The organism is Myxococcales bacterium, from assembly GCA_016712525.1.
Taxonomy (GTDB): domain Bacteria; phylum Myxococcota_A; class Polyangia; order Polyangiales; family Polyangiaceae; genus JAAFHV01.
The window spans coordinates 392,445-404,409 of record JADJQX010000006.1; the positions used below are offsets into that span (position 1 = coordinate 392,445).

Genomic DNA, 11,965 nt, shown 5'->3' on the forward strand with positions numbered 1-11,965 from the left:
CTATGGATCTCGTCAGTCTCTCGGCGCGTCTCTCGCGCCCCTTCGTCCTCGGGCGGTCGCGTGTCCCGGAGCTGCCGCTCGACGCCCGCGGCCTCATCGGGGACGGCGTGGCCGCGGCGCTCGTGGCGGTCGACGGCGCGATCGACTGGCTCTGCGTGCCACGCTTCGACGGCCCGAGCGTGTTCGCGAGGGTGCTCGACGCCGAGCGGGGCGGCAGCATGGCGATCCGCCCGTGCGCCCAGGCGTTCGAGAGCCTCCAGGCCTACGATCCCGACACCAACGTCCTCGAGACGCTCATGACGACCCCGCGGGGCGAGCGTGTGCGCCTCATCGACTTCATGCCGTTCTCGGACGACCCGCGTGCCGCGCTCGGGGAGCTGCACCGGAGGATCGACTGCCCGAGCGGCGAGATCGAGCTCGAGATCGTCTTCGACCCCCGCTTCGACTACGGCCGAGAGATCCCGATCGTTCACGCGGCGGAGCACGGGCTCCTCGCGCGAGGGAGCGGGGGTGTGCCCCTGACGCTGTCGGTCTCGAGGCGCCTCGAGTTCGTGGCCTTGCCGGGAGGTGGTATGCGCGCCACCACCACGCTGCGCGAGGGTGAGATCCTATGGGTCGTGCTCGCGTGGGGGCGTGACGAGGTCGAGCCGACGGCCGCGCACCGACCCTTCGAGCAGCTCCGGCTCACCCGTCGTACGTGGCGCGAGTGGGCATCTAGGCTCGCCTACGACGGCCCGTGGAGGCACCACGTCTTGCGTGCCGCGCTGGTGATGAAGCTACTCGTCTATGCGCCGACCGGCGCGGTGATCGCGGCGCCCACAGCGTCGTTTCCCGAGTGGCCAGGGGGCAAGCGTAACTGGGACTATCGCTACACATGGGCGCGCGATGCGGCGATGACCGTGCGGGCGACCAACCTCCTTGGGTATCACGCGGAGGCGCGCGCCTTCTTTCACTTCGTGCGCGACGCCGTGAGCCTCGAGAGGGGGCTCGAGCTCATGTACAGCGTCGATGGCGGCCCGGTGCCTGCGGAGCTCGAGCTCGGGCACCTGTGCGGCGCCCTCGGCGCACGCCCCGTTCGTATCGGGAACGGGGCGAAGGACCAGACGCAGCTCGACACCTACGGGGCCGTCGTCGACGCCGCGCACCTCTACGCGAAGTTCGGGGGCACGCTCACCCTGGACGCCTTCCGCAAGATCGAGGGAATCCTTGGCGCCTCCCTCGCGAGGTGGTCCGAGCCCGATCATGGGATATGGGAGCCGCGCGACGGGGGACGCCACAACGTTCACTCGAAGGTCATGAACTGGGTAGCGATGGATCGCGGCGAAAAGCTCGCCCTCGCGTTCGGGGAGCACGTGCTCGCACAACGGCTCGCGCACGAGGCGGAGCAGGTGCGTGCCGACGTGTGCGCGCGCGGTATGGACCCGACCGGGACGCACTTCGTGCGGGCGTACGGGGAGCCGGTCGCCGACGCCGCGCTCTTGCTCCTTCCCATTCACGGCTTCCTTCCGGACGACGATCCGAGGCTCGCGCGCACGGTGGACTGGGTCCGGACTGAGCTCGGTACCGGGCCCTTCGTGCATCGGTACGCGGTCGACGATGGCGTTGGCGGCCAGGAGGGAGCCTTCACGCTATGTGGGTTTTGGCTCGCCGAGGCGCTCGCCATCCAAGGCCGGGTCGAAGAAGCGATGCATGTCTTCGCCGCCCACGCGGAGGCGTCGAACCACCTTGGTCTGCTCTCCGAGGAGATCGACCCTACGACACGGGCCCAGCTCGGAAATTTTCCCCAGGCGTTCAGCCATCTTGGACTCGTCAACGCGGCCTGGCGCATCGACCTCGCCATGCGCCTTCGTGACGAGGGGGCTCCCTTCGGTCCGCGGCTCGTGGGACCGATGCTCCGCCGCCCGTAACGTGGTAGCGATGAACGACATCTTCGCCGCGTTCCCGACTCGCCTCGTCGTACGACGCACCAACGTGGTGCCGTTCGGTTCCCGTTGTCTCCCGCCGTCGGCGCTCGCGGTCTACGGTGTCGCGGAGGACGGGACACGGCTCGACCTCGTCGTCGCGCGATCAGGGCTCGGTGAAACGGAGGTCGTGCTCGCCATCGGCTTGCTCGTCGCGCGGGGGCTCATCCGTCTCGAAGGTCCGTGAACGCGAGTGGGGCCATGGGCTGCCTCGTCGACGGGAAGGACGTGAGGCGAGGAGGTGAGGGCGCGCGTACGAAAGTCGAAGGCAGTGCTGACACGCCCGCACGATCATGACATCGAATGCCCTTGAGCGCGTGAGGACCCGTGGCCCGCCGAGCCCTCGTCGAAAAAAAGAACGCGCGGCGAGGAGGAGAGGGGCTCGGTTTTCCCTGACTCGCGCGCGCGCAACTCGAAGGTAGCGCCGACATCCCGGCTCGGCCACAATTCACTTCGGTCTGAACTACGATTCTCTGTGATTCGAGCGTCGAAAAACGCAACACCTTGGGGGGGGCTGTTGCGAATCGCCACGACTCGGCAGGCGAGCTCAGCTCCCCGCCGCTCCGAGCTCCTTGGGTTCGGTGGAACCTTCGGGGGCTCCCGTTCGACGAAGCCCGGATCGTTCGCCTCGAGGCGTCGGTGGAGTACGGCAGGGGGAGGATCCCGTGAACGCGGAACGCCTTGCGCACTCGAATGTGGACGTCCGTCTCGAAGGGCTTCTCGTACTTGCAGTCGAAGACGTACGGGCGCGCCTTCAGATGCATCGCGCCGTAGTCACCGAGTATGACCTGCTTCACGAGCACCGGGACGGCGCGCTCAAGGAACACGTAGGGGCTAGTCAGGCACGCCTCCCTTACCAGCTCGCACGCGAGCTCGACGTCCTGGTCGAGCCCGATGTAGAAGTCCATTGCGTCGAAAGAGGTAGGCCATGATGCGCCGAGACAGCTCGAAGCGCGCGATCCATGCGCGGAGCGAGCGGTAGGTCCCCGTGGCGAGCAGATAGGCTCCTCCGCTCGCAGCCGCGAGGAAGCTCGCTCACCCCTTCTTGTTGCGCAGCAGCCGGCGTTCGAAGGTGCTCGGCTTTCTGAGCCGCTCGACTCGGGCGAACACGACAGCGCGCCACCAACCGCCAGGAGAGGCGAGAGCGGGCACGGAGGCACATCCGCGGCCACGGGGATCGCGCTGTTGGTCGCCACCTCGATCCGGACCGGGGCACGACCGCAACTTGGGATAGTGTCCAAGCCTAGAGCGCGCAGTGAAATCCGGACGTGCACGAGACGAACGTCGGGACGCTGGCAAGAGCGCGCTGTCCGCCGACACACGGGCTCGGTCGAAAGCGCTGTGCCGATTCGGAAGGAGTAGTAGGCTCGTCGAATGGCAACCCGTGCACAACAGAAGAAGGCCCAAGACCAGAAGGACGCGAATCCGCCCAAGCCCAAAGCGCCGCGTCGGCCACGTCGCGACGACCCTGTCGACACCTCGAAGCCCGGAGTGAGCGCGACCGATCGCAAGGCTGGGGCCGGACGAACGGCCGGGCGCAACGCGTCGAAGCGCGCGGAGGCCAAGGGGGGGGCCGCGCTCGAAGATTCCGCGAGCGGAAAGCCGTCTCGGAAGTCGACCAGGAAGGCGACCGGCAGGGTCAAGAAGGCGACCAGCCTGCAGAGGAGGCAGACCCGCAAGGTGAGCTCCTCGAAGGCGAAGGCTGCGCGAGCTGCAGCGAAGAAGCCCGCAGCGAAGAAGCCCGCAGCGAAGAAGCCCGCAGCGAAGAAGCCCGCAGCGAAGAAGCCCGCAGCGAAGAAGCCCGCAGCCAAGAAGAAGGGCGCGTCGGCGGCCAGGAAAAAGAAGTAGCGTCGTCCCTCAGCGTTGGAAGATCCGTCCGAGGAAGCTCCCCGCGAAGGCCGCCGCCAACACCGCTGGCACGAGGATGATCATCGGACGGAGCGGGATTCCGAACGGGGCGCTTTCCGTGGCGTGTTGGTCTCGCGGCGGGGCCTTGGGCGAAAGCAGCCGGGTCGGCGAATGTTCCTCTTCGACCTCACCGGAAGCGAAGGCTGCGGGCGTCGCGTCGCTCGCTTCGAGCTCGGCGGCTCGATCGAGCACGCTCGAGACGACGGAGTGCTCGAAGGCAAGCCGGTCGGCGGCGCACTCCCGTACACGCGCGCCGACTTGTGCGGGAGACGCGGCCTCCTTCCCGAGCGCGTCCTCCATCGCTTCGGCCGTCGGGAACCGCGCGTCAGGCTCCCGCGCGAGCGCCCGCATCGCCACGCCGCCGAGGCGTTCGACCTCGGCCCTCGAGCGGTGCAGCCTCATGCGCTCACCCGCTTCGTCGCCTTGGTCGAAGACCTCGAGCGGATGCCGAATATGCGCCATCAGCACGTTTCTGTACGTGTCGAGGTCGGTCTCGCCGGCGAAGAGCCTCTGGCCCGTCAGGATCTCCCAAAGGACCACTCCCATCGCGAAGACGTCGGAGCGCCGCGTGACGGGCTCCCCGCTGAGCTGCTCGGGGGACGCGTACGCGAGCTTCCCCTTGAACTCGCCGTCCCGCGTGTTGTCGAGGCTCCCCGCCGCCCTGGCGACGCCGAAGTCGATGATGCGCGGGATCCCCGCGACGCCGACGAGGATGTTCTGGGGAGAGACGTCACGGTGAACGATCCCGAGCGGCTCGCCCTCGAACGTCGTCGCCTCGTGGGCCGCGTGGAGGCCACGTAGTGCACCTCGAAGCACGGCGACGAGGATGTCCGCAGGGAGGAGGCGACCTTGCTCTCTCTCGTGTGTCGCGAGCGAGGATAGCGCGGCGCCCCTCACGTACTCCATGACGACGAAGACCTCTCCGCCGGAAGCGATGACGTCCAGCGTGGGGACCACGTTGACGTGGCGGACCAGCGCCGCGACGCGCGCTTCGTCCACCATCATCGCGACACGGCGGGCGTCTTGCGCGAGCGTGGCGTGAAGCCGCTTGATGGCGACGACTCGCGAGAACCCGAGCGCACCTCGAAGCAGCCCCAGGTGTACGGCCGCCATGCCTCCCGCCGCGATGCGGTCGAACAGGAAATAGTGCTCCGCCCGCGGGAGCTTCAGTGGGCGGTCCTTTCTCCAGGTCGACATGGATCGGCAAGGCTATCGCTCGCCTCCCCGGTTGTCACGGCCCGGCGTCGTCCGTTTCCACCTCGGTGGGAGCTTCGTCGGCGTCGAGGGCGGTGATTTGCGCCGCGGGGATGTGCCGCGCGACCCGGCCCTCTACCCTGCGGTCCACTACGTGCGCACGGTCCCTTCGCGCACCGGAGTCGCTCGAAGAACTGATTCCCCTTCATCGAGAAAGAGGCCGTAGAGCACGGCCATGGGCACGAGGCGCAAGGCGCCGGTCGCGAAGAGCGAGGCGCCGACGGCGAGGTGAATGAGGAGCGGGGAGGGGCGGTTCTCGATACTCCGGTGACCTGCTCGATGCCCTCGCGCCGCTCCAACTGCGCGCTCATCGTCGCCTCTTCGGAGAATGCGGCGCGGGGCGGGCGGCGACCTTCTTGCCTGGCGTATGCGCGAGCCCCTCGCGCGCTTGCTCGACGATCCGCGTGACGGCGCGGTGGCGCGTCCGTCGCTCCGAGGAGAGAACGTAGTAGCGCTCCACGAGGCCATCGAGGTGCCCGACGAACTCCATCGCGTGCGCGTCCTCGACCTCGGCTCGGAGCGCCGCCCGGACGGGAAGGAGCCCCATCCCCGCGGCGCCGGCCACCCTCATCATTCCGGCGTCGTCGAACTCACCGACGATGCCCACGCGAAGGCCCTTGTCGGCGAGCCAGCGATCGATCTGCCTCCGCAGCGATTGGCCTTGTGCCGGTAACAGGAACGGCGCGCTCGCGAGCGTGTCGGGGAAGGATCGTCGGTGCACCCGAGCCAGAGCCGGGGCGGCATAGAGCAGGATCGTCGACTCGCCGAGCAAATGCGAAAATACCCGCCGCGCGGCGCCTTCGGGCGCGGGCTCGTCCGATAGCACGGCGTGAAGCCGACCTTGGCCGAGCTCGGCCACGAGCACGTCGAGCGCGCCTTGCCGCGCGAGGAGATGGGAGCGCGCCTCGAGCCCTGGCGCGAGGAGGCGGAGCGCGAGTGACTTCGGCAAGCCCGGGACGACACTGCGTATTTCGGACCATCGCGATCGGACAAAACGGCGCATCGCGATCACCCAAAACGGGGGATGCCGATCACCCAAAACGGGCATCGCGATCGCGGCATGAGGTGACGGTCTCCTGGGGGCTCCAGCCCATGGCGTCTACGACGGCGGCATGGCGACCGAGAGACTTCCGATGCACCGTCTACGAGAGATTTTAAGGCAAAAGCTGGCCCTCGGCCTCAGCCACCGGGAGGTCGCGCGCTCGGTCGGCGTGAGCCCGAGCACCGTGGCGGCGGTCTTCGCCGACGCGAGGTCGCACGGGCTGACGGCGGCGAGCGTGGAAGCGCTCTCCGACGCGGAGCTCGAGACGTACCTCTATCCCCAGCTCCACCGTCGTGCATGCGTCCTGAGCCCGACTGCGCGGCGTTGCACGTCGAGCTGCGGCGACCGGGGGTGACGCTCGCGCTCCTGCACATGGAGTACCTGGCGGCCCAGCCGGACGGGCTACGGTACACCGCGTTCTGCGATCGCTACCGGGCGTGGCAGAAGCGACGCTCACCCGTGATGCGGCAGACGCACGTCGCGGGCGACAAGATGTTCGTCGACTACGCCGGGATGCGTCCGCGATTCGTGGAGCCCGAGACGGGAGAGGTCGTCGAGGTCGAGCTGTTCGTCGCCGTTCTCGGGGCGAGCAACTTCACGTACGCCGAGGCGACGCGGACGCAGCAGGTGCCCGACTTCGTCGCGAGCGTTGCGCGGGCGCTCACGTTCTTCGGCGGTGTGCCGCGCGCGATCGTGCCCGATCAACTCAAGAGCGCCGTGGTGAAGGCGTGCCGCTACGACCCTGGCGTGCAACGCACCACCGCCGAGCTCGCGCGCCACTACGGCACCACGATTTTGCCGGCGCGGCCGAAGTCGCCGCGCGACAAGGCGAAGGTGGAGGTCGGCGTCCAGGTTGCCGAGCGGTGGTTGCTCGCGCGCATCCGGGACGAGAGGTTCTCGAGCCTTGGCGAGCTCAACGCGCGCTTGCGTGAGCTCGTTTCGGACCTCAACACGCGGACGATGAAGACGTACAAGGCGAGCCGCCGCGAGCTCTTCGAGCGCCTCGACAAGCCTGCCCTCGGGCCGCTCCCCAGCAGGGAGTTCGAGACGCAGACGTGGAAGAAGGTTGGCCTCAACGTCGACTACCACGTCGCGTTCGACGGCCACTTTTACTCGGTCCCGCACGGCCTGCGTCATGACGACGTCGAGCTCTGGCTTCGGGCGACGCCAAGCGCGATCGAAGTCTTCCACGGGCGCGAGCGCGTTGCCGCGCACGTGCGGAGCTACAGCCGCGGAGGCTTCACGACCACGACCGAGCACATGCCGAGCAGCCACCGTGCTCAGGCCGAGTGGACCCCCTCGCGCATCCTCGACTGGGCCGAGCAGATCGGCCCTCACACACGCAGCCTCTGCGAAGCCATCCTCGGAGGGCGTCATCACCCGGAGCTGGGCTACCGCTCGTGCCTCGGACTGTTTCGGCTCGCGAAAAAGTGCGGGAACGAGCGACTCGACGCGGCCTGCCGTCGAGCGCTCTACGTGGGCGCGCGCAGCTACCGCTCCGTGCTGACGATCCTGAAACACAACCTCGACACGCAGCCGCTGCCCCAGCCCGAAGCCCCCGCCGCGACCGGTCCAGTCCACGAAAACGTCCGCGGCGCCGACTACTACCACTGAGAGAAACAAGGAGAAGACATGCTGAGAGAACCGACTCTAGAGAAACTTCACGCCATGCGGTTGGGCGTGCTCGCCTCCGCCTGGCTCGAGCAGGACAAGTCTCCCGACACCCTCGCGATGGCCTTCGACGATCGCTTCGCACTCCTCGTCGAAGCCGAGATGCTCGCTCGCGAAAATGCTCGGCTCGCGAAAAAATCTCCGCGACGCGAAGCTCCGGATCACCGACGCGTGCATCGAGGAATCTCCTTCGCCCGTGAGCGTCAGCTCGACAAGCCCATGGTGCGCCGGCTCGCGACATGTCGTTGGGTCACCGAGCACCAGACGGTGATCGTCACGGGAGCCACCGGGACGGGCAAGAGCTACCTCGCATGCGCCCTCGCCCATGAAGCGTGCCGCAAAGGCTTCCGCGTCGTCTATCGACGCGTGGCGCGGCTCTTCGACGAGCTCCGCATCGCGCGCGCGGACGGCAGCTACCACCGCGTCCTGTCTCGGATCGCGAAGGCGGACGTCCTCGTGCTCGACGACTTCGCGCTCGCTCCCCTTACCGAGGAGGCGCGCCGAGATCTGCTCGAGATCCTCGAAGACCGCTACGGCCTTCGCGCGACCGTCTTCACGAGCCAGATCGGACCCGACCGATGGCACGCGTACCTGGCCGACCCCACCGTCGCGGACGCCATCTGCGATCGTGTGCTCCACGGCGCTCACAAGATCGCGCTCACCGGGCCCTCGCGGCGCAAGACGCAGGAAGAATCGAAGTCAGAAACTTGAGCTCAGCAAGGCGGGCCGCTTACCCTGCTCGCGAGCCTGGAACCGATCATCCAGAGCCTCAGGGAGACGTCGCTTCGCTCCGATCGCGATGACCCGATTTCCGTGATCGCGATGCGCCGAAACGGCCGATCGCGATGGGCGAAATGCGCAACGACACCGACGCGTAGCGCAGCCCCGTGCTCCGAGGTCTGGCCACGGGTGAGGTCGAGGACCTCGCGCCCGAGGCGGAAGATGTCGTCGGCGTACGACGCGACCTGCTCGCCGAGCGGAGTGAGGACTAGCCTCCTCCCTCGTCGTTCGAAGAGCGCGGCCACGAGCTCGGCTTCGAGCGCCTTGAGCTGCGCCGAGAGCGTGGAGTGGCTGAGGCGCATGTCGGCGGCTGCCTTGGCGAGCCCTCCTGCGCGAGCGATGCGCCAGAAGTAGTAGAGGTGGTGGAAATTCAGCCAGTCCATCGAGGACAGCCTAGCAGTCCCCCGACTACCCACACGTGAGCGTTCTTGCGGGCTCGAGTGTCCGCCGGACCAGGAGGCGATCGTGGGTCGATCTCCTATGTCGGTTGTAGCGACATGTCATGACGGAGTTTCGTCATGGACGACATGAGGTGCCGGACGTACCTTGATCGAAGACACGGCGAACGCTCTAGCGCTTCGCCCGTTCGGAGCGGAGACAGCCTTGACCACCTGGGGCGCCTCGACGGCTCGTTACCCGCAGGTGCAAAGGAAAAAAAGATGACCCTGCACGCCCTTCCTACCGTGCGTGGTGCGACCGTGCACGACGCTTCCATCCAACCCCGCACCCCGCGCCTCGTCGAGGCGCAGCGCACGTTGCTCGCGTTCCGTGGGGACGAACTACCGTCCGCGGCGTTGAGGCGCGCCGTGCAGACGTCCGCAGCGCTCGGTCACGAGCTCCACGTCTTGCGCGTACTCCCGAGCCTCGTGAGGCACAACGTGCTCTTCCCCCAGCGGAACGTGAGCGACGCTTTCCAGGCCCTCGAGCTGTCCGAGAAGGCGGTCCGTTCGACCCGCTCGTGGTTGCTCGACGCCCTAGGAGACGACGGCACCGCGGAGCGCCTCGTCGTTCGAACCGGAGGTTTCGAGGAGGCCACGATCGCGTACGCTCGTGAGATCCGAGCAAGCCTCGTGGTCGTGCCGGCAGGGGGCCGCCGCGTGGGCCGGTCGGCGTCGACGATCGCCTGCGCCATCGGCAAACCGGTGCTCGTCCCGAAGGCCCGCGGCAAGGAAGACACCATCGTCGCTGCCACGAGCCTCGCCGAAGAGGGGTACCCGGTGCTCCGTCGGGCGGCCCGCCTCGGACGCTCCCTCGGTGGGCGGATGGTGGCGGTGCACAACGTCGTGCCCTTTGTCTCCATCGCGGACATCGCTTCGCCCTTCTCTCAAATGGGCGACACCATCGCATCGGTGCTTGAGCTTCGGACGAGGCGGCTTCGCGGAGCGGCTCGTCGGATGGCCGCGACCTCGAGCTCTGTCATCACGGTAGGCCTCGACTCGTGCCGAGCCATCCTCGACGAGGCCCGCACGAGGGACGCCGACATCGTGGTCGTCGGCGCACGGCCTCGCTCCTGGGTCGACCGCGTGCTCTCGAGCGACCTCGCCGCCGACGTGGTGGACAAGGCGCGGCGCACGGTCGTCGTGGAGCCCCTCGACGCAGCCGAATGAAGTCGCGGCAGATACCTGCCTCTCGACCCCACGAGACAACGCGAAAGAACTACGTCCGCCCGTGAGGCGGACAGAAAGGAAAACGGAAAATGAAGATGGACGTCGCTACTACCTGGGGGAGGGGCCAATGATAGCTGTCAGCACACGCCCCGTTGCCACGGAGCCGACTCCGAACCCTTTGCCCGTGCCCACCAGGAAGCCCGTAGTGCTCGTCGCCGTGTCGATGGACCGAGCGTCGCGCGTCGCGCTCCAGCGCGCGCACGAGCTCGCCACCATCCTCCGCGGCGAGCTGCGCGTAGTTCACGTGGCGTCGCATCGCGCGGCCGCGGCCGACGCTCGCCCCTTCCGGGTATCGGAGCGCACGAAGAGCCACAAGGCGGCGATCCAGGACTGGGCAGCCTTCGAGACTGGCATCGTGCTCTCCGAGCGGAGGATCCACCTACGCTACGGTCGCGTCCCCGCCAAAGTGAACGCCGTGGCTCGCGCGGTGGACGCCGACCTCGTCGTCGTCGGCGGGCGTGCTTCGCACTCGTCTCCGGCGCCGGGGAAGAAGGTCGAGGAGCTCATCCAGCGGGCGACCCGTCCCGTGATGTTGGCGAGCCCGACACGCGACGGCGATGTCTTGGCGGCGACCGACCTCGAGGACGAAACCATCCCTGTCGTTCGCGCGGCGGCGGACTTCGCTCGTCGTGTCGGTCGAACGGTATCTCTCGTGCACAACGTTCCGTTCGGTACCGCCAACCTACCGCTCGCGTTGCCGCGCGAGCTCACCCGGCAGCTCACTCTTGGGCCGCTCTCCAAGCTCGAGCGCATCGTTCGGAGCGCGTCGGTCGTCGAGGACGCTACGGTCACGTCTCGCGAGTCGACGGCCGCAGCGGTGCTCGAGCTCGCTCGGGCACGCGAGTCGGATGTCTTGGTGTTGGGCGCGAAATCGAGGCTCGGGCGGACGTTGCGCGAGGTCGCTGACGGGGCGGCTCGCTCGGTTCTCGTCGTGCCCGAGGCGTTCTCTGCTCGGCGCAGGCCGTCGTAGGCCACCCCGCCGTCGGCCCGTCACGCCTTCGGACCCACGCGCACGAGCGCGCGCTCCCGCTCGGTACCAAAACGAAAGGAAAACCATGGTCTCCCGTACGATTCGCAGCTCTCTCCTCCTCGCCGCGGCCGCTCTCGCTGCGCCTGCGCTTTCGGCCTGCCACGAAAAGCCCGCCCTTCCGCCCCTCTCTCCGGACCCGATCGTCACACTGGCTCCGGAGTCCCAAGGGGCGCGGTCGCCCCGTCCATCCGGGGATTCGATCATGCTCTCGGACGACCTGCTCGCGAAGTGCGGCATCGTCATCTCCGCCGACGGCCCTCACTTCGACTACGACTCGGCCGCGTTGCGTCCACGCGGACAGCGGGTGCTCGATGGTCTCGCGTCTTGCCTGCGCGGTGGACCGCTCGCACGGGCCGCTCTCTCTCTCGTCGGCCACGCCGATCCTCGCGGCACGGAGGAGTACAACGACGCCCTCGCGCGCGCCCGCGCCACGGCTGTCGCCGAGTACCTCCACGAACGGGGGGTGGCAGATGCGCGGCTCGATGTTCGGTCGCGCGGCGAGAGTGATGCCGTGGGGACGGACGAAGCTTCGTGGGCTCACGACCGCCGGGTGGACATCTCCCTCGCCTCGCGCACCGGTGGGTGAGGACGGGACTCTACTTCGCGGCTCGCCGCTGGCGCAGTGCCCGTGTCGGGGGGCCCGAGGGGTGGC

10 protein-coding genes and 1 pseudogene are annotated in these 11,965 nt (G+C 68.1%); 8 read left to right on the top strand and 3 right to left on the bottom strand.

The genetic code is table 11. The features are described from left to right. Nucleotides 1-2: 2 nt before the first annotated feature. The 3 genes from IPK71_13570 (at nt 3) to IPK71_13580 (ending at nt 3,809) form a co-directional block, all read left to right on the top strand. Nucleotides 3-1,907, top strand: a complete 1,905-nt coding sequence (locus tag IPK71_13570) for a glycoside hydrolase family 15 protein (GenBank protein ID MBK8214763.1) — start codon at nt 3-5, stop codon at nt 1,905-1,907. Nucleotides 1,908-1,917: 10 nt separating this feature from the next. Then, complete coding sequence (locus IPK71_13575; protein MBK8214764.1) at nt 1,918-2,148, top strand: hypothetical protein; 231 nt, start codon at nt 1,918-1,920, stop codon at nt 2,146-2,148. A 1,187-nt stretch (nt 2,149-3,335) separates the two neighbouring features. After that, nucleotides 3,336-3,809: a hypothetical protein gene (locus IPK71_13580; protein ID MBK8214765.1), complete on the top strand. Its 474-nt coding sequence runs from the start codon at nt 3,336-3,338 to the stop codon at nt 3,807-3,809. A 9-nt stretch (nt 3,810-3,818) separates the two neighbouring features. On the opposite strand, the gene IPK71_13585 is transcribed toward IPK71_13580, so the two are convergent. Further along, nucleotides 3,819-5,066 (bottom strand): serine/threonine protein kinase, encoded by a 1,248-nt coding sequence (locus IPK71_13585; protein ID MBK8214766.1) that lies wholly within the window; start codon nt 5,064-5,066, stop codon nt 3,819-3,821. A 364-nt stretch (nt 5,067-5,430) separates the two neighbouring features. Then, nucleotides 5,431-6,072 (bottom strand): hypothetical protein, encoded by a 642-nt coding sequence (locus tag IPK71_13590; protein MBK8214767.1) that lies wholly within the window; start codon nt 6,070-6,072, stop codon nt 5,431-5,433. Nucleotides 6,073-6,235: 163 nt separating this feature from the next. Here IPK71_13590 and IPK71_13595 point away from each other — a divergent pair. Both IPK71_13595 and IPK71_13600 read left to right on the top strand, forming a co-directional pair. Continuing rightward, a pseudogene (locus IPK71_13595) lies at nt 6,236-7,779 on the top strand (IS21 family transposase). An 18-nt stretch (nt 7,780-7,797) separates the two neighbouring features. Further along, nucleotides 7,798-8,547 (top strand): ATP-binding protein, encoded by a 750-nt coding sequence (locus tag IPK71_13600; protein MBK8214768.1) that lies wholly within the window; start codon nt 7,798-7,800, stop codon nt 8,545-8,547. Nucleotides 8,548-8,549: 2 nt separating this feature from the next. Here IPK71_13600 and IPK71_13605 read toward each other — a convergent pair whose 3' ends face one another. Beyond that, entirely contained in the window at nt 8,550-8,999 is a 450-nt protein-coding gene (locus IPK71_13605; protein MBK8214769.1) for a LysR family transcriptional regulator, read from the bottom strand. A gap of 276 nt (nt 9,000-9,275) precedes the next feature. Here IPK71_13605 and IPK71_13610 point away from each other — a divergent pair, with 276 nt between their 5' ends. The 3 genes from IPK71_13610 (at nt 9,276) to IPK71_13620 (ending at nt 11,899) form a co-directional block, all read left to right on the top strand. Next, nucleotides 9,276-10,223, top strand: a complete 948-nt coding sequence (locus IPK71_13610) for a universal stress protein (protein MBK8214770.1) — start codon at nt 9,276-9,278, stop codon at nt 10,221-10,223. 184 nt (nt 10,224-10,407) lie between these two features. Further along, nucleotides 10,408-11,253, top strand: a complete 846-nt coding sequence (locus IPK71_13615) for a universal stress protein (GenBank protein MBK8214771.1) — start codon at nt 10,408-10,410, stop codon at nt 11,251-11,253. Nucleotides 11,254-11,338: 85 nt separating this feature from the next. Then, nucleotides 11,339-11,899, top strand: coding sequence for an OmpA family protein (locus IPK71_13620; GenBank protein MBK8214772.1), 561 nt, complete (start codon nt 11,339-11,341; stop codon nt 11,897-11,899). Nucleotides 11,900-11,965 lie beyond the last annotated feature (66 nt).